Origin of the sequence: Lutibacter sp. (assembly GCF_016342705.1) — a bacterium.
In the GTDB taxonomy this organism is placed as follows: domain Bacteria; phylum Bacteroidota; class Bacteroidia; order Flavobacteriales; family Flavobacteriaceae; genus Lutibacter.
The window spans coordinates 133363-156190 of the sequence record NZ_JAEINV010000001.1 but is presented as its reverse complement, the minus strand read 5'-3'; the positions used below and the strand labels follow the sequence as shown (position 1 = coordinate 156190).

Below are 22828 nucleotides of genomic sequence, written 5' to 3'. Positions count from 1 at the left end.
TTATACTGAAATATAATAATTTAGATACACCAAAAAATCCTATATCTTATAATACATTTTTTAAATAAAAATTGTATAAGTTTTAAAAAAAGTTATACAATTTCTGAATAAAAGTTATATAATTTTTACTAAAACTCCTAAGCAGTTTTAAATAACTAATAGGTTATAAAAATAAATTTAACAACCAGTTTACCCCAGTTTAGTACAAGCTACTTATTTCTTATTTAAAAATGTGGAAACCCGTAACAAACTATATGCAACATTACGTAGGTTTGTCAATTATAATTAAAATTTTGAAAAATATTATCAGATAATACTATCAATGGAAACTAACTTGTTATAATACAATTAATTTTTAATTTTTTAGTTATTATATATAAAAAATATTTTGCCTTTTATGTACTTTTAGATTTCATAGGTAGCAATTATGTTTATGCTAAAATTACAAGTATTTTAAGAATTGCATTTTTTGTGTTTCTTTCTTTATTTCATCAAAATGAAATATAAATTATTTGGCTTGCACAAAAAAGTTAATAAGTTTTTTAAAATCTATGCTAGACATTTTTATTTATTTTTCAAATGGATATCTCATAATCAATAATTTGCAACTGATAAATGTCATCTCCATCTTAAAAATAAATAACTATTTTTGTTACAAAAATTGTTAATAAATTAACATCATGACTAAAGCCCCTAACCACTCCAGAAGAAGTTATACCTATTTATTAATAGTACTTTTAACTACTTTTACCTCGTTTACAGGTACATACAGTAAAAATTTAGCAACACTTCATAGCGGAGCTACTCATATAGGGAATCCTATACTAGGTGATGCGGGTACAATTACAATTATTAATGATACTGGTGGCGGTTTTATAACTACTAAAGTAGATAAAGGAAATTTAAATGGGTCACTGTTCGCTCCTTCCATAAGTATTCAACCCATTGCAAGCCAAACAGTTTGTGAAGGGAGTCAAATTTCACTTTCTATAAGCGCAACAGGTATTGGAACATTAACTTATCAATGGAAAAAAAATGGAGTTGATTTATCAGATAACGTTTTTATAACAGGGAGCACATTACCAACTTTGGTTATAAATCCATCTCAAGGTTCTGATGCTGGAAGTTATACTTGTTTGGTTACAGACACTTCTGATTCGGTTACTTTACTCTCAAATCCTGCAACTATTATTGTAAACGCATTACCTACTGTTTTGGCAGGATCACCTCAAACTGTATGTGAGGGTACATCAATTACATTAGCAGGTAGTGGTGCAACATCTTACTTATGGGATAATGGTATTCTTGATAATACTGCTTTTATAGCAACAACTACAACAACATACACAGTTACTGGTACTGATGCTAATGGTTGTAAGAACACAGATGCAGTAACCATTACGGTTAATGCTTTACCAACTACACCTACAACAACTGTAATCCAACCTACGTGCAGCGTAGCAACAGGGAGCATTAATTTTTCAGGACTTCCTACTACGGGTGGTAACTGGACTATTAACACATTACCTATTCCTATTAATGGCAATACTGCAACCTATACCTTAACAGGAGTTGCTCCAGGAACGTATAACTATACATTAACACATAATGGTTGTACATCATTACCGACATTAGATGCCACCGTAAATGCACAGCCGATCATACCAACAGCGCCAACTGTTAATAACACAACACAACCTACTTGTACGCTAGCTACTGGGAGTGTAGATTTAAGTGGCTTACCTTCTATAGGAGGTTGGACAATTAGTGTGTTAAAAAGTGGCGTGCTTCAAAATACAACTACAAATAGCGGGAGTACATTTCCAATATCTGGCTTAATACCTGGTAATTATACATTTACAGTTTCAAACGGGAATTGTTCTTCGGTGGAATCTACAAATGTTATTATATTTCCTCAACCAACAATTACTGCACCTATTCTTGGAACAACTGTACAACCCACCTGTTCATTGGCAACTGGTAGCGTTACCTTAAATGGATTACCTACTGCCACTCCTTGGACATTAACAAGATCTCCAGGTGGTGTAACTACTACTGGCAGTGCTGCATCTATAACAATTTCAGGTTTAATTACAGGCACTTACACGTATACTGTAGAAGATATAAATGGCTGTATTTCTGCAGCTTCTTCAACTATAACTATTGATCCTCAACCAGCCACACCGGCTGTTCCAACGGCAACAGCACAATCATTTACAGGTGGTACGCCAACTGTGGGAGATTTAGTTGCAACGGGTGATGTTTTAGCAACATTTAATTGGTATACTTCTGCTACTGGAGGTATTCCTTTAACAAACGCAACTAATTTAATAACTGGCACTTACTATGTTTCTCAAGTATTAAACGGTTGTGAAAGCGCAAGAGCTTCAGTTCTAGTTAATGTTTTTCCAAATTCAGTTGGAGGAACTGTATCAAGTGGAACTACTGTTTGCTCTGGAACAAACTCTACACTCTTAACTTTATCTTCATATACAGGAATTGTTTCAAAATGGCAATCTTCACCTGTTAGTGATTTTTCTTCTTCAGTTATTGATATTCCTCTTTCTGCTAGCCCTTCACTAACGGTAACAAATTTAACAGGTTCGCTTTATTTTAGAGCGGTAGTTGTAAGTGGTACTTCTACAAATTATTCTGCTCCAGCTTTTATGGAAGTTATTCCTCAGAGTGTTGGTGGTACTATAACTTCAGCAGATCCTACGACCTTTTGTGCCGGTGGAACTATTAACTTATCTCTTACGGGATACACTGGTACATCTTTTCAATGGGAATCTAAAATACCAAGTGGCAGTTGGACTCCAATTACAAATGCTATTACTCCTAATTATACAGCAACAAATTTAACACAAACTACCTTATTTAGAGTTGCGGTACAAAACAGTATATGTAGTACTGTATATTCGGCTCCTGACTTTACAGTCACTGTAAACCAATTACCTGCATTACCAACAAATTTAACGTCTGATAATAAATGTTTTGGAGAAACTGTAACTGTTGGTGTGCCCCCAGGTACTTCACCAACTACTTATGCCTACTCATGGAGCAATTCAGTTGGAACCGTTTTAAATGGAACTTCACAATTTACATTCATCGTTTATAATGATGAAACTTATACGTTAACATTAACAGATACCGCAACTGGATGTATCTCAACAGCTTCATTTAATATTAATATGATACCACTTCCTGCTGCTGCAGTTATTTTACCTACCAGCATCTGTGAAGGAAATAGTATTGCTATAGGAGCAACTGCTATACCAGGTTCAACTTATGGATGGTCAAGTATTCCTGCAGGGTTTAGTTTCCCCAATTCAAACCCAACGGTATCACCTACGGTAACCACAACGTATACACTTACTGAAACTAATTTAGGTTGCTCAGCATCCAATAGCGTTACCATTACCGTTGAGCCAAATCCAATTATTTCAATAGCTGGAAGTCCGTCCATAGCTATTTGTGAAACAGCATTAAATCATTTTATCGGTGCTTCTATTGTAAATAATTATAATGCTTTTAAATGGGAAGTAATACCAGCTAACGCTGGATCACTTGTAAATATAACTGCTAATGGTGCGGACTTTACACCAAGTGCCACAGGAATTGCAACAGGTTCTGCAACGGTTAGACTTACAGTTACCAATACCTGTGGAGTTGATGATTTTAAAGAAATAGTAGTAAATATTGATCGCCAATCTATTGCAGATGCTGGAACAGGCGGAACTACTTGTGGCACCAATCCAATCCCTTTAAATGGTAGTGCTTCACAATTTGCAACAACATATACATGGACCAAACCAATTGGTATTACTGGTACTTTATCAGGCGCGAATACTGCAACTCCAACTTATACACCAAGTGCTGCTGATGTTTTTAATGCTGCAACATTAAGCCCAGTAACCTTTACATTAATTACAACATCTGGGAGTTCATGTGTTCCAAGCGCACCAGCTACCGTGCAGGTAGATATAGTACCACCACCTATTATTAGTGCAGGGCCTTCAGTAACAACAATTTGTGAAGATGGGTTTTACACAACAAATTTAGCAACTAAAGATGTAAATACAGTATCAGTTAGCTGGAGCAATAATGGAGGTGATGGAACATTTGGAAATCCAAGCAATTTAAGCACAACATACACGCCAGGACCTCAAGATAAAGTAAACGGCACAGTAACTTTAACATTAACTGCAGTAGGAAACTCACCTTGCGCAAGTGTACCTAGTAGTATTGTTTTAAACATTGAAAAAAACCCAGTAGTAAATTTAGGCGCAGATGTTTTAGTTTGCGGAAGCCCTATAAATCCATTCAATATAGTTCCTGTAACACTTCTAAACCCTGGTACTATAATGTGGACATCTAATGGGAACGGTAGTTTTGTAAATCCTACAGCTATTAGCCCTATTTATATTCCTGCTGCAACCGATTTAAATACAGCGGTTACGTTTACAGTAACTGTAGCCCCAATAAACCCTTGTGGAACACCAGCTAGTGATAGTGTAATTTATACTATTAATGCAACACCAACAGTAATAGCAGGAGGTGATGCAACTATTTGTGAAACACAACCTTCTTATCAACTTCAATCTTTTGTAACAAATGCATCACTAATTACTTGGAATAAAGGAGCAGGTACAGGTTCATTTGATAATATTAATGATCAAAACCCTGTATATACGTTAAGCCCAAACGATATAAATTTAGGTTCAATAACCTTTACAGTAGAAGTCTCTCAACCTGGTTGTACACCAGTTTCTGATACTATGAAATTAACTATTCAGAAAAATCCAACAGTAAATATTGGAGGTCCTTATGAAATTTGCCAAGGTCAGTCACAGATTTTAAATGGTTCTGCACCAAATTCTTCATCAGTACTATGGACCAGAAGCAGTGGTAGTGGAACATTTATTGGAACTACAACATTAAATCCGGAATATATTTCAAATAGTTCAGAAACCGGCACAATAACCTTTATATTAACCGCTGACCCAATTGGTCCTTGCGCAACTCCTGTAAGCAATATTACACAATTAGTTATTGTTGCTAACCCAACTGCAGATGCAGGAAATAATGCTAATATTTGCGAAGGCGATCCCTTTACTATTAATACAGCCGCCGCAACAGATTATGCAGGTACTGGAGGTTCAACGGGTCTACTTTGGTCAACTTCAGGTTCTGGTAGCTTTACAGGAGGTAACACCTTAACACCGACTTATACCCCAAGCACTTCGGATAATAACAATGGCTCAGTTGTATTAACTCTTACCGCAAGTAATGTAAATGCACCTTGTTTTAATGATGCCGTTGACCAAATGACATTAACTATTAATAAAATACCAAGTATTAATGTTATTAATACGGCATTACCAGTATGCACTGAAACTACACCTTTTGAAATTATAGGAGTATCTGCAAATGACTATGACACACTTCAATGGACAACCTCAGGTTCTGGGACATTTAGTCCATCATCAACACCACTTAATACTGTCGATGCACTATTTTACAATCCATCAACAGCAGATGTAGCTACTGGCTCTGTAATTTTAACATTAGAAGCAGCTAGAAACCCTCTAAATTGTAATTCCAGCACAACTAATACAGTTATTCTTAACTTTGTAAAAGAGCCTATTGTAGATGCTGGCCCTGCAAATGCAACCATTTGTGAAGATAGTTATTATCCAACAAATGATGCCACAGCACAATTTAATAATCTAGTTGTTTGGACATCTGATGGTAGTGGTAGTTGGAATGGGACACAGAATTCATTAAACAATGCGGCTTATACGCCATCAACTGCAGATATAGCTATAGGTTTTGTAACCTTACGCTTAACAGCAACGGGAGATCCTGTTTGTGGTGAAACAGCTGAAGATACGATTATTCTTAACATAGAAGCATTACCGGTAATCACAACCACTGGTACAGATGCTATTTGTGAAAGTAGCACGTCATATCCAATAAGTGGAACGAGTATTACTAATAGTTATACTGCTGTAACATTAGCTAATTGGACATCTACAGGTACAGGAACTTTTACGTCTTCTGGGGATCCTTTAAACCCAATATATACGCCAACGGCGGCCGATATTGCTTCGGGGCAAGTTACTTTAACTTTAACTGTAAATCCTGTAGCGCCTTGTTTAGCTCCACAACCTGAAACCATTATTTTAGACTTTATCTCTGAACCAATTGTTACTGCTACACCAGATTTAAACAGATGCGAAACACCATTTCAAATTAATAATGTTTCAGCTACACCAGGAACATATAGTAATATTGTATGGACTACGGCAGGTGCTGGTTCATTTTTAGGTGGTATAAATAACGTTGTTAACCCAACATATATCCCTTTAGGTTCTGATATTTCAACTGGTATCGTAGCCCTAACATTGACAGTGAATCCTACAAGCCCTTGTGCAGTACCTTTTGTAAAAACAATGACTTTTAATATTGCAAAATTACCAGTTATTAATGTGGCTAACCAAGCCCCTATTTGTGAAGACGCCACCAATGTACAGGTATTAGGAACAACAGTTACCAATGCGCTTAGTTTTGTTTATACATCAACTACAGGGACCACAATTAACAATCCAACATCGTTAAACCCAACCGTAACACCAAGTGCTACTGATATTACTAATGGATATATTGAATTAACTATTGAGGCAACTCCAACTACAAATTGTGCAACAGAAGGCCCTTTTACCGAAACTGTAATCATACCAATTATAAATAATCCAATTGTTAATGCAGGAACAGGAACACCTATTTGTGAAGGTTCAACCATCACAACTTCAAGTGCAACTGCAAATGCTGCCGCTTTAGGAAACCTACAGTGGACTGGTAGTGGTACATTTATTACTTCATCCACAAATTTAGTTACAACCTATCAACCAACAGCTACAGAAATAGCAAACGGATCTGTTACCTTAACGTTAACAGGAACTGCAACAGCACCATGTGCTACAAATGCAGTAAGTACAGTAACCTATACCATTCTAAAAAATCCTGTAGTAACGGTTAATCCAACTACTGTGGAGATTTGTGAAGATGCTACTTATCGAGTACAGCCAGGACAAATTGTTATTACAAATATGAGTTCTGTAGCTAACGTAGTTTGGGCAGCTACTTCTCCAGGAACTATTTTACAAGGAAGTACATTAGATTTAGAGCCTATCTTTACGCCTAGTCTTACAGATATTGGAAATGGATATTCAGATTTAACGATTACAGTGACTCCAAAAGGAGCGTGTTCAGCAAATACCGTTAGCGAAACCATTAGAGTAAATATTGCTCCTGCAGCAACTATTGATGCTACCCAAGCAAATTATACTTTCTGTGAAGGAACAAACAAAGCTTTAACTGCTATTTTTACAAACCATAACCCGGCAACCTATAATTGGTCAATTATTTCAGGAACAGGAACAATTTCAGTGGCAAACATAGCAAACCCTAGTTATATCCCTGCTAGTGATAGTGATGTGGTTGTTATTAGAGTGAGTGTTACTGGAAATGCGCCTTGTGACCAAGTAGTTTTTGAAGAATTTACCTTAAACAAAATTAGTACTCCTATAGTTAAATTACCTTTAAATGCGACGACTATTTGTAGTACTCAAACTTCCTATAACTTATCCGCAAATGTTACAAATACTTCGCCAAGTATAAGTTATTTGTGGACAAGTTCATCATCTTCTGCAACATTTAGTAATCCTACAAGTACAACTTCAACCTATACGTTTACGGGTGCTGATATAGCAAATGGCTCTGTGATTTTACGTTTAACAGCCACCAGTGATGCAATATGTGCTTTAACTGATTTTGATGAAATTGTAATCTCTATCGATGATGCACCAACGGTTACTATTACAAGTTTAACAACTCCTATTTGTGAAGGAACAACGTATAATGCCGTTGCAACTGCCACTGATGCAAGTACCTATCTATGGGAACCTGTAGGTGCTTCAGATGGTGCATTTACAAATGCAAATTCTCTAAATGCAATTTATACACCAGGAGCTAATGATATTTTAAGTGGTTCTTTTACAATACAAGTAACTGCAACAGGCGCTACTTCTTGTGGCACTGCTGTAAAACAACAAACTGTAAATATTATTCCGCTACCAACTGTAGCTGTAGGCGTGGTAAATAGAACAAACTGTGCTAGTGCACCTTTTGTAATTACGGGTGTAACTGCTACTAATAATAGCAACCTTTTATGGACATCACAAAGTGGAACACCAGGTACTTTTAGTAATAACAGCATTCAAAATCCTGTCTATACGCCAAGTGCTGCAGAAATTGCTGCAAATGTGCCAATTGTATTAAGAGTTACAGCGCAACCAATAACTCCATGTACAGGTCCTGTTTTTGATGAAATTATCCTTACTTTATCACCAGTGCAAGTGGTAGATGCAGGGTTGCCTCAATCTATTTGTGAAGACGGAATTGTGAATTTAGTTGGTTCAGCTACTAACAGCTCAAGTGTATATTGGACCACAAGTTCTTCAGCAACGGACACACAATTTTCAACACCAACTATAGCAACTACAAGCTATACGCCTAGTGCATTAGACATAGCGACAGGAACTGTTACGCTTACTTTACACGCGGTAAGTGCTACCAATTGCCCTGAAATTACGGATACTATTTTAGTAACCATAGTTAAAAAACCTACAGCAAATGCAGGAGGACCTGTGACTATTTGTGAAGGATTACCATATACCTTAGCGGCATCAGAAGCAACAGCGCAAAATTATGCCAATTTATTATGGACGGTATCTGGCGGTGGTTCTATTACAGCAGGTGCAACTACCTTAACACCTACATTTACACCAAGTGTGGGACTAACAGGTGATGTTACATTAACGCTAACAGCCCTTGCAAAAACTTCTTGTGGAGCTTCAAACAATGCAGTTGCAACAAAAATAATTACCATTGTTCCTAGTCCGTTTGTTGCTGTACCAGCCACAAAAACTATTTGTCAAGGAACACCATTAACAATTTTAGCTTCAGAAGTAACCGCTACAAACTACAGTTCAGTTTCTTGGTCTTCTTCAAATGGCTTAGGTACTTTTTCTCCAGCAACCTCAACAACCACAGCGGCTACAGTGTATACTCCTGCAGCCGGACAAACAGGAACTGTAAATTTAATACTAACAGCGCACGCCACAGATGCGTCTTGTTCAGATGCTTCATCAAGCATCTCCGTTACTATTGAACCTGCACTTATTGTAGAAGCAGGAATTGGAGGCACTATTTGTGAAGATGAAACATTTACCATTTTAGGAGCAAGTATCTTGAACGGAAATGGTGTGTTTAGCTGGTCTATTGTGGGCCCTGCCACTATTGTAGCAGGAACAGCAAATACATGGAACCCAGAAATCATTCCGAATGCCGGAGCATCTGGCACGGTTACTTTAACATTAACTGCTAACGGAACAAGCAATTGTCCAACTCCAAAAACTGATTCTGTTACTATCACTATAAATCCATTGCCAATAGTGGATGCTGGTGCACCTATCACCGCTTGTGAAGGCGTTACTTCCATTCCAATAACTGGTACTGCTAGTAATGGTGGAACCTATACTTGGACACACACTGGTGCTGGTTCTATACAAACCACTGCAGATCCTTTAAAGGTAAATTATATTCCTGGCGCAGGAGATTTTATCAATCCTTCAGGTAGTACTGTTGTTCAAATTTCCTTGGAAGCTACAGGAACAGGGACTTGTGGAACTGTACAAGATTTTATGGAAATTACACTGTTTGCAAATCCGAAAGTATTTGCAGGGACAAATGCGTCCATTTGTGAAGGAGCAACCTATGCTTTAATAGGAGCTACAGCAACAAATTATAGTTCAATAACTTGGGATGATGGAATAGCAAACGGAACATTTGATTATACAGGTTCAGGTGGTTTATTAAACCCTACATACATTTTAAACCCTGCAGATTCAGGGATTATTACCATAACAATGACGGTTGAGCCAAATACCGCTTGCTTACCTACGGCATCTGTATTTAAAGACTCCATGCAATTAACTGTTGAAAAAAATCCAACAATTGTTGCTAGTACTACAGAAATTACATTGTGCGGTGAATCATTTACATTGCCAGACGTAATAACAGTAAACAATGCAAGTAGCATTTCTTGGGTAAATGTAACCGCTGTGTCACCAGTTTCATCACCAGCAAATGCTACCACTGAAACACCAACATTAAGTCCAACAATAGCTGAACTAGCCAATGGATTTATGCTTTTAGAAGTTACCGCATTTCCATTAAATAAGTGTTCAACAAATGCTATTGAAACCATAAAAGTAAATTTAGCACCAAAAGTTACTATTGGCACTTTAAATCCAATAACTAAATGCGAAACAGCCTCTCCTATTCTTTTAAATTTTGGAGCTTCTGTAAGTCCTTCAACTACATTTACATGGACAGAAGACGGCGCAGGAACTATTACCGCAGGTGCAAATACCTTAACACCAACGTACACACCGGGCGCCAATGAAACTGGAATTATTACGTTTACATTGCGTGCAGCAAACCCGCCTCCATGCTTAGGTGAAACTACTGCTACGGTAACGCTCACACTAACGCCACAACCAACCGCTTATGCAGGTGCAGATGCAACGGTTTGTGCCGGAACTCCTTATAATTTAGTAAATGCAACAGCAACTCATTATTCCAGTATTTCATGGGAAAGCTATATTTCTAGTGCTGGTATTGCTACTTCTGACGGTGTTTTTTCTATAATACCTAATGATCCTAAAGCCACATATACTCCAAGTACAAATGATATTTCAAGAGGTTTTGTATATCTATTTGTAACCGCTACAAATTCTTGCGGTAGTTTTACTGATGTAATGAGATTAAACATCACTCCAGGAGTTGGTGTATTTGCAGGCGTTCCAGCAACAATTTGTGAAGGAAGCACGTATACGTTATCAAATGCAACAGCCACTAATAGTACTTCTGTAAGTTGGACAAGTTCAGAAAATAGTAATGGAACCTCCAACCCTACTTATATTGGAGGTACGTTTAATACTTCTACAAGTGCTTTAAACGCCACCTATACACCTAGTGCAGATGACATTAATAGAGGCTTCGTATATCTTACATTAACAGGAACAGGAGATTCAACTTGTGCTATTGCTACAAGCGTTATGAGGTTAGACATTACACGTAATCCTTCAATTGCTATTACAACCAGTACCGTTGATATTTGTGTAAATACACCTAGTGTGGTTCTTAATAGTGTAGCAGCCAATTATAATACCATAAGCTGGAGTATTTTTAGTGGCCCTGGAAGTATTACAAGTGGTGCTTCTACGGCAACACCAACCTTTACTACAGGTTTACCTTCATCCATTATAACAACACAAACCACAGTAGCTAGAGCTTTACTAACACCAATTAATGGCTGTTCAGCAGCTATTACTGCAGATATCACTATTACTATTCAACCATTACCAACAGTAGAAGCTGGTGATAACGGTGAAGTTTGTTACATTGCAGGTAACCCAATTAATGCTTTTACCATTAATAATTCAAGTGTAACCAATGCAAGCTCAAAAGTATGGAGCACAAGTGGTTCAGGAACATTTGGCAATGGAACACCACCTACTTACCAATCTTTAAGCAATAGCTGTCCATCTACTGAAGATTTAACATTAACTGCAACAGGTGTTGGTGCTTGTAATACCTCTACAATTTCAGATATTGTTACCTTAACCATCAATTGTGCTGCGCCAAACTTAGGAGCTATTACTTCAAGCGTTGGAACAACACTTTGTGCTGGTACTACAAATGTTATGTACCAAGTTGCCACCAATCCGAGTGTTACAACATATAATTGGACAGTGCCAACAGGTGCAACCATTGTTTCAGGAATAAATACCAACATAATTACAGTAGATTATGGAGCAAATTCAGTATCTGGAAATGTGTCTGTATATGCAACCAACTCTTGTGGTAATGGTCCATTTTCAACATTAGCAATTACAGTATTGCCTGTACCGGCAGCCACTACAATTAGTGGATTAACACCTGTTTGTGCAGGAGCAACAGGCATTGTATATACTGCAACTCCAATACCTGGTGCTACATCGTATATTTGGACATTACCAACGGGTGCAACAGGAAGCAGTATTACAAATACAATCACTGTTGATTTTGGACTTTCTGCTGTTTCAGGAAATATTACGGTACAAGGTGTAAATTCTTGTGGTAATGGCGTAGTGTCCTCACTACCTATTACTGTTATTGCACCACCAACACTTACGAATACGACCACTACGCCAATTTGTTCGGGAGATCTATTTACTCATACACTAACTAGCAGTGCTGGAGTTACATTTACTTGGGACAGATACTTACAAAGTGGCATAGATAATACTGCTTCTGGAACTGGCAGCACTATTACAGAAACGCTTGTTAATTCCACTAATGTGGTACAAACAGCAACCTATACCGTTACTTTAACTTCTCCTACAGGATGTATTTCAACAGAGTATGTTTCCGTAGCTATATATCCAGCCGGCCTACTTACAAATACACCAGCTGTAACAACCATTTGTTCAGGAACAAGCATTAATTATACACCAACAAGTAACCCTACAGGTATCATTACTTGGAGTAGAATTACAACTTCTGGTATTACACCAACTGGCTCTACAGGGAATGCTACACCTATTAATGAAATATTAACAAATACAACCAATGCAGTAATTACAGTTGCTTACGAATTAACCCTACCTACAACCATCAATGGTTGTACAAACACCGTAACTGTTTCTGTAGATGTTACACCTACACCTTCAGCTGCTGCAAACTTAGCAGGACCAACAACTGTTTGTGCAGGTTCAACAGGAAATGTTTATACAGTAGATTCTATTGACAATGCAACTAGTTATGAATGGACCTTGCCTAATGGTTCTTCACAATCAACTACTACAAATACACTAAGCATAAATTATCTGTTAACAGATGTTACAGGTAATTTAACTGTATTTGGAAGAAACGCTTGTGACGATGGCCCTTCGGTAACTTTATCTATCACTGTAATTGCTCCAGTAGTAGTAACAATCACAAATCCATTAGTTATTTGTGCAGGGCAAACGGCTGATTTATCAGCTGCTGTAAGTACAGCAGTTACAAATACTGTAACCTATTGGACTGATGCTGCGGCAACCACATCATTAACCAATCCAACAGCTGTTTCAGCAGGTACTTACTATATAAAAGCGACAAATACAACTGGTTGTTTTACTATTGTACCAGTAGTGGTTACGGCACAAACCTTACCTATTGTAACGGTAAATAGCGAAACCATTTGTGAAGGTGCTATTACTAACATTATGGCAACACCTACTTCATTAGGTACTTATAGCTATAATTGGACATCCATACCTGCGACTGCTATAAATCCGGGTAATGTTGCTTCATTTACAACGGCTATTGCTGGAAATTATACGGTTGAAATTACTGATACAGCCGCACCAAATTGTACCAGCTTACCTGCAACAGGTACGGTAACTGTAAATCCGTTACCAACAGCAACTATTGCTGTGCCTGCAACTGTTTGTGAAAACGGAACAGCCGTTGTTACATTTACAGGAGTTAATGGTATACCGCCATATACTTTTGATTATAACATTAATGGTGGAGCGACACAAACCATAAGCACAACATCAACAAGTAATACAGTTACTTTGCCTGTGGTTACAACTGTTTCAGGATCATTTAACTATCAATTAATCAGCGTATCTGAATCAAGTGCAACCATGTGTTCTCAACTGCAAACTGGAAGTGCAACCATAAATATTGTTGCACCCCCTACAGTAGCAATCACAAATCCTTTAGTTATTTGTGCAGGACAAACGGCTAATTTATCCGCTGCTGTAAGTACGGCAGTAACAAACACGGTAACCTATTGGAACGATGCTGCAGCTAACGTTACACCATTAACCAATTTTACTGCTGTAACTGCAGGTACCTATTATATAAAAGCTACAAATAGTATTACTGGCTGTTTCACTATTAAACCAGTAGTAGTTACAGAACAAGCATTGCCAACTGTTACGGTAAATAATCCACCAACCATTTGTGCAGATGGAACTTTAGCAACTATTACAGCTACACCTACCTCATTAGGTACTTATAGTTATACTTGGACATCCATACCTGCGACAGCTATAAATCCTGGTAATGTTGCTTCATTTTCAACGGCAATTGCCGGTAATTATACTGTTGAAATTACAGATACAACAGCTCCTAATTGTACCAGCTTACCTGCAACAGGTACGGTAACCGTTAATCCGTTACCAACAGCAACTATTGCTGTGCCTGCAACTGTTTGTGAAAACGGAACAGCCGTTGTTACATTTACAGGAGTTAATGGTATACCGCCATATACTTTTGATTATAACATTAATGGTGGAGCGACACAAACCATAAGCACAACATCAACAAGTAATACAGTTACTTTGCCTGTGGTTACAACTGTTTCAGGATCATTTAACTATCAATTAATCAGCGTATCTGAATCAAGTGCAACCATGTGTTCTCAACTGCAAACTGGAAGTGCAACCATAAATATTGTTGCACCCCCTACAGTAGCAATCACAAATCCTTTAGTTATTTGTGCAGGACAAACGGCTAATTTATCCGCTGCTGTAAGTACGGCAGTAACAAACACGGTAACCTATTGGAACGATGCTGCAGCGAATACTGCTGCCGTAACTAATTTTACTGCGGTAACTGCAGGTACCTATTATATAAAAGCTACAAATAGTATTACTGGCTGTTTCACTATTGAACCAGTAACTGTTATTGCAAATCCATTACCACAGTTAACAAGTACTCAACCAGCTGCAATTTGCTCGGGGGATATATTTAACACCTATATTCCAACAAGCGATACCGCAGGGACCTATTCTTGGATAAGATATACCATTGGCGCAATTAATGAATCGGGTGCTAATGGTAGTGGTACAGCTGGTATAGATGTTATAAGTGATGGAATATTAACGAATAACACGGTAAGCCCCGTAACAGTAACTTATTATATTACGTTACCTACAACAGGGTTTGGATGTACAGATACGAAAACAATTGATATTGTTGTAAACCCAACTCCATCTACAGGAACCGTGATAACAGGGCCTGAAACTGTTTGTGAAGGTTCCACTGGAAATGTGTATTCCATTGCTTCAATACCGAATGCTACCTCTTACTTATGGACATTACCTGATGGCAGTACAAGTACAACTTTATCTAATTCAATAACTATTAATTATACTGCTTTAACATCGGGTACTTTAACCGTTAAGGGTAAAAATGTTTGCGGTACTGGATTGGCTTCACCTCCACTTTCAATAACAGTTATTGCACCACCAACATTATCTAGCACTCTAACACCAACTAATGTTTGTTCTAATACTGTACTTACTTACGTCCCTACAAGTGTTACTCCAAATGTAAGTTATAGTTGGACAAGAGCTATAAAAGCCGGTATTTCAAATGGTGTAGGATTAGGCAATGGCAATATCAATGAAACATTATTTAATACAACGAACGGCGATGTATCAGTTGACTATATTTATACTTTAATTACGCCTAATGGTTGTACAAATACAGAAACTGTTACTGTTATAGTTAACCCAACCTACCACTTAACAAGTTCTACAGCAATAACTACAATTTGTTCAGGAGACACATTTTCTTATGTAGCAACTAGTGATGACCCTTCAAACGGGGCAATTACTTGGAGCAGAGCTTCAATTGTAGGGATTAATGAAGTTGGGAACACAGGTAGTCCTGCACCAATAAGTGAAACATTAACAAACAGTTCTAATACATTAATTCCTGTTAGTTATAAACTTATATTACCTTCTACACCTAATGGATGTTTAAATACAACAACCATAATTGTAAATGTAAAACCATCGCTTACGGCCACTATTTCTGGTGGAGGCACTACGTGTTTAAATAGCACTAATAATTTAATTACGTTTACAGGTTCAAATGGAACTGCTCCATATACTTTTGAATATGCAATTGATGGAACAGCTGGTTATACCGCAACAAGTGCATCTGGCAATAGTGTTCAATTAGTTACCTCATCAAGTGTGGTCGGACCACATACATATACTTTAACTGGCATAACAGATTCAAGTCCAACTGCATGCAGTACGGATTTAACGACTTCTATAATTGATAAAATAATTGACGTTAGAAATCTCCCTGTTTTAGTAATAACGAATCCACCTACAATTTGTGCAAATGAAACCGCTGATTTAGAAAATCCTGCTATAACAATTGGATCAACAGTTCAACCATTACAATTAAGCTATTGGCTAGATGCTGCAGGAACACTTCCTTTTTATAATTACAATACCGCAACCGCAGGCACCTATTATATAAAAGCTGAAAACGTTGATGGCTGTACAGTTATTGAACCGGTGGTTGTAACTACTGCACCTGTACCAACAGTTTCGGTTAACAGTCCTACTATTTGTGCAGATGGAACTTTAGCTACTCTTACAGCAACACCTGGCGTACCAGGTAGTTATAATTATACTTGGACAGGGCCTTCAGGACCTAATCCAGGAAATGTGGCTTCTTTTTCAACTGATATACCTGGTATTTACACTGTTAAAATAACAAATACTTTAATACCAACATGTGAAAGTAGTATAGCAACAGCCGTAGTAACTGTGAATCCGTTACCTGAAGCAACTATTTTAGGTACAACTTCTGTTTGTTTAAATGAACCTGCAACAATTACGTTTAAAGGTACATTAGGAACTGCTCCGTATATTTTTGAATATATTGACGCAATGGGTAGTACTCAAACTGCTACTTCAATTGTAAATACGGCAACAGTTTCAGTGCCAACAAATACTGCAGGAAACTTTAATTATACACTTATAGGTGTAACTGATTTTAATGGTTGTGAACAAGTATTATCTATTGCACCAATAACAATTACGGTTTACCCAACACCAAATTTAGTTATTACAAATCCAACTAATATTTGCGAAGGAACTACTGCTGATTTAACAGATCCTGCAGTAACAGCTGGATCAGACAGTGGTTTAACGTTTACATATCATACAAGTATTAATGCAACTACTAGTAACGAATTATCAAGTAACAATGTGCCAGAAGGCACCTATTATATCAAGGCCGAAGATCTTACTACCGGATGTTTCATTATAAAACCTGTAGTGGTGACCTCTGTTGCCTTACCAATAGTAACTGTAACTAACGAAACAATATGTGAAGGAGCTATAGCCACCATTAAGGCTTCACCAGGCTTAGGCTCTACAGGAGTATATGATTACAATTGGACAGTAACTCCAGGCGCATTCACACCAGGGAATGTAGCGTCATTTGACACACCTATCTCACTAGCATCAGGTACGTATACTTATACTGTTTCTATTACAGATCGAAATGCACCGTTCTGTGAAAGTGCAACTGCATCAGGAACTGTTACAGTAAATCCGTTACCTAATGATGCTTTAGCTATTTCAGGTCCTACACCAGTATGTGCAGGCTCAACAGGAAATGTATATACTGTAGCTATAATTACGAATGCAACATCTTATAATTGGACACTACCAGCAGGTGCTACAATTGTTTCAGGTACAAATACAAATAGTATAACAGTAGATTACGATACAACTGCTGTTTCAGGAAATATAAGTGTTTATGGTTCTAATGTTTGTGGCGATGGAAATGTTTCGGCTAATTATCCTATTACTGTTAATGAGCTGCCTATAGTAGAAATTGAAGGTGGTTTACCTGAAATTGAAGTTTGTGCAGGTCAATCAGTTACCTTAACTGCCACTGGAGCAAACACCTATGTTTGGGGTTCAGGTGATACTGGAGCTACTTATACATTTACGCCTATAATATCAAGTACTTATACGGTTATAGGTACAAGTAACGGTTGTGATGCTACTGCTGAAATACTAGTAACCGTTAAACCAGCATTAACAGGTACTATTCAAGCACCGTACGACTTTACAGTTTGTAAAGATGCTATACCGCTTACCATTACTTTTGAAGGAGCAAATGGTACAGCACCTTATATATTTACCTATGAAATAGCCTCTACATTATTGGCAACGCCAATTACAGGCACAGTAACTTCAATAGGAACTGATGCCACTTTAGTGCCAGATTTACCAACCTCTATACCAGGTAACTTTACAGTTACTTTAATTAGTATAGAAGATTCAGGTAGTTGTAACAATGGCGAAATTTTAGAACCTTCTCAAGCATTTATCACTGTTTTAGATGCAGGTATTGTGCCAGCAGCTAATAACTTAATAAATGTTAATCAAACAGTTTGTGAAGGAGAAGCTATAACAGCTATTGTATTTGATATTTCAGGGGCACCAGACGATGCTTTTGTTGAAGGACTTCCAGGAGATGTTATTGGAACTTACGATGAAACAGCGGGAACCTTAACAATTTCAGGAAAACCTAATGAATCAGGAACGTTTGACTATACTGTTAAAACTTCTAGTTCCATAATAGGTTGTAATTCTGAATTTTCAGGAACTATTGAAGTAAATGCTAAAGGAACACTAAGCTTAGCTGTTGCCGGTACGGACGAACAAGCTATATGTATAAACACACCAATTACTGCAATTACCTATAATTTAGAGGGTAGTGCAACAAATGTAGAGGTATTAAACCTACCTGCAGGTGTTACTTATAGTACTACAGCAACTACAGTTACTATTTCAGGTACACCTTCCGTAGCAGGTGAATTTAAATATGCAATTAACCCATTTTCAACAACTACTAATTGTGATCAAATTCCTGAAGAAGGCACAATTACTGTTAGTGAAAGTGAAATAACTTTAGTTTCGGGAGAACCTGAACAAACTATTTGCATAGATAACGCTATAGAAGCTATTAAATATAGTATTTCTAATACTCCAGGAACACCAATAATTAACACACCTGCGGAACTAATCTTAGTGGGTACATTACCAACAGGTGTTACATTTGATAGTACTACAGGAATAATTTCTGGAATACCAACTGAAGGTGGAACGTTCTCTTATAGCATTGAAGCATCAACAGGGTGTGCAACACCATTATCAGGAATAATTGAAGTAATTGATACCTTACCAACTGTAGAAATTGAAGGTAGCTTAACCGAAATTGAAGTTTGTATAGGAAGTGAAATAACGTTAACTGCAACAGGTGCAGATACTTATAAATGGTATAATTCAGATCCTTTAGGAGGTTCTTCAACTACGCCATTGAGTACTAACGAAACTTATACATATACCCCTTCTGAAAATCATATTATTTATGTAGTAGGAAGTGTAGCAGGTGGCTGTGAAAATATTGCAGAACTTAATGTAATCTTAAAACAACCTCTTACTGCAAGCATCACAGGAGTGAATGTGTTTGACGTATGTAAAGATGCTGATGAACCTGAAATTACATTTACAGCAACTAATGGTACTGCACCATATACATTTACCTATACCATAAACGGCATTGAAAATACCGTAGTAACTGGAAACAATAGTAATAGTTTTATTATTAAAGTACCAACAAATGTAGCAGATACTTATATTATTGAATTAACAAATGTTGAAGATAGCGCTAATGATGCATATTGCAGTCCTCCAACATTGTTAGAACCTACAACTGCTACTGTTACAGTGGTTGAATCTGGCATTACTCCTCAACCGGGAGCAGCTATATTCCAAACTGTTTGTGAAGGTAGTGCTATCACCGATATTCAATTTGATATTCTTGGTAATGCTATGAATGCATTTGTACAAGGATTGCCTTCTGGTGTAGCAAGTTCTTTTGCTGGAAATGTATTAAAAATTTCAGGCATCCCAACGGTGACAGGCACTTTTGAATATACGGTGACAACCTCTGGTTTAGCTACTGGTTGCAATGCGTCATTTAAAGGCACAATTACCATCAATCCAAATGACAGCATCACATTATTGTCTGCAGGAAATGACAATCAGGAAATATGTGTCAACAACAGTATTGCGCCTATTACATATCAATTAGAAAATGGTGCTTCAGGTGCCACAATAACAGGTCTTCCATCTGGCATTATTTGGAACCTTGTTGGAAATGTACTAACAATTTCTGGAACTGTAAATGATCTAGCTGCAGTTTATACTTACACCATTGCCACTCAAGGTATTTGTGCAAGTGCAACAGCAACAGGGACAATTACAATTACAGCGCTAGGAACGTTATCACGTACTCAGGGTAATCAAAATGAAATTGTTTGCGTAAATACAGTTTTGACAAACCCAATTCAATATCAAGGAAATGCAGGACAAACACTTCAATTAAATGGAGTATTACCTCCAGGTGTTACTTTTATTGCAGATCCAGCAACTGGTAGTGCTGTTATAAATGGTAAACCAACATTGAGTGGTACTTATAATTATAGCATCACTTCAGATAGTAATTGTAGTGTTAGACTTGATGGAAGTATTGTTGTTCAAAAGAATGCTTTTATTAATTTAGTGAGTGGTAGTATAAATCAAATGAATTGTGTAGGTTCTCCTATTGAACCATTGAGATATGCTATTCCTATAAATGTCACTACTACTAATAATATAATCACTCCTGCTCTACCAACTGGAATTAATTATGTGGTAGTAAATGGTGAATTAATTATTTCAGGAACGCCAACAACTATTTTAAACGAAACAGTTTATGAGATTTCTGTAAATAATGGTTGTGGCCTGGCAAAAACAACATTCAAATTAACTGTTGAAACAACGCCTGAAATTACCCTTGAAGCAGATTCTGGAACACTTACACAAAGTGTTTGTCAGAATGCCCCAATTGATGCTATTAAATTTAAATTAAGTGGTGCAGCAACAGGAATAGACGAAAGCTTATTGCCTGCGTTTATCACATCAACGGTAGATGCAAGTGGAGTATATACCTTATCTGGGGCACCAATTTATACAGGCACATTTAATTTCAAGATAAAAACAGTCGGGAATGCTTCTTGTAGCGCCGAATTGGATGTGAACATCACAAACTTGTATGCCGCAGTAAGTATTGAACTCGCTTCAGCAACTGATACGGATAATCAAACAGTCTGCTCGATATCAACTCCAATTATTGATATAGTGTATGACATAATAGGAAATATCACAAATCCTGCACTTATAAGCGTAACTGGATTGCCAAGCGGAGTCACAGCCACTTCAATTACAACAACAACGGGTCTTAAACTGACCATAAGTGGTACACCAACGGCGTCTGGAATTTATGAGTATGGCATTGAATATAATAGTTGTGGTGGCGCTATTGAAAATGGCTCCATCAGTATTTCTTCACCAGCAACTATAAATGGAACAGTTAAACAAATTAGCTGTACTGGAAATGATGGTGAAATAAGTGTCACTATTTTTGGAGGTATTCCATTTATTGATGCAAACGGCACTCCTTTTTATGCAATTAATTGGACAGGTGGACCTGATGGTACTTTTAGACAAAACCAAGCCACTATAACAGGATTGGCCCCTGGTGACTATACGTTTAGCGGAACAGATGCAATTGGTTGTCCATTGCCAACAAAAACTTTTACTATTAAAAATAAAGTTCCTTTGTCAATTACTTTATTAAGTATGACTGCTCCAAGCTGTAATAATGTTTGTGCAAACTTTGATTTTGCTGGAGGCACAGGAATTTATACTCGTTTTACGCTAGAATCTTTTAATCCACAATCTCAGGTATGGTCAATAATTTCGCCTCCTTACAATAATTACTATAATATTTGTGGCTTAAATGCTGGAAGATATCAATTATCTGTTACAGACAGTGGTGGTTGTGTTTCTGAACCTTATTTATTTACGATTAGCAGTGAACTATCAATTTCAATAGAGGCTTTAAGCTTTGATGAAAATCTTTGTGGCAGTGGATCTGGAATTGTTTATGCAAAAATAAACTCCTTAGATACCAATTTAACTTTCTATTACAATAGCAAAATAATTTCCTCTGAGTATTTAGGTGATAATATTTATGAGCTTACTTTTAATGAGACTGAAACATTGGATGGTATCTTAAAAGTTATCAATTCACAAAACTGCTCAGTAGAGAAAATAATCTCCACAAAAACAGTCGATGAAGAAATGCTTGACTTTGAATTTACGTCCTTTGATTTTGAGGCTTATGGTTATTATTCTGTAAAAGAAAATATAGAATTTACAAACCTATCCTTTATAGGAACCCCTAATCCAATTGTATATAGTTATGCCTTATGGGATTTTGGGGATAATACGCCTTCAAGAGTATTTTATAATCCTGAAGATTTAGCTTTTAATTCAAACGGTGAAAATATTGAAACTGTTTTCCATACTTATACAAATGATGGTATTTACGACGTAACATTAACTATTTTTAATAGTTCAGGTTGTTCAACATCAATAACAAAAACAGTACTAATTGGTGAAGGAGCTTCCATATTATTACCAACGGCCTTTTCACCAAATAATGATGGTATAAATGATCTATTTAGACCTATATTTAGAGGTGTAAGTGAGATTTCAATGTACATTTATGATAATTGGGGTAACCTTGTTTATGAATATACGTCTGATGATGCAAGAACACTTGAAAATGACCAGGAATGGGGCTGGAATGGTATTGAACCACTTAATTCAGAGCCTAAAAATGATAGTTATAGGTGTTATATTTTAGCAAAAACTCTAGATAAAAAGGTGATTGAAAAAAATATCAGATTCTTAATCATAAAATAATTATCAATTAACTTTAGTTA

At 36.9% G+C, this 22828-nt stretch carries 1 protein-coding gene; it reads left to right on the top strand.

Annotated features, from left to right (window positions below):
• The first annotated feature begins 680 nt into the window (after positions 1–680).
• Positions 681–22808 carry an immunoglobulin domain-containing protein gene (locus JEY78_RS00550; protein WP_291845952.1) on the top strand — a complete coding sequence of 7376 codons (22128 nt, stop codon included), beginning with the start codon at positions 681–683 and terminating at the stop codon, positions 22806–22808.
• Positions 22809–22828 lie beyond the last annotated feature (20 nt).

Coding starts and splice junctions, on each gene's coding strand:
- JEY78_RS00550 (WP_291845952.1), top strand. CDS start 681: ATGACTAAAGCCCCTAACCACTCCAGAAGAAGTTATACCTATTTATTA.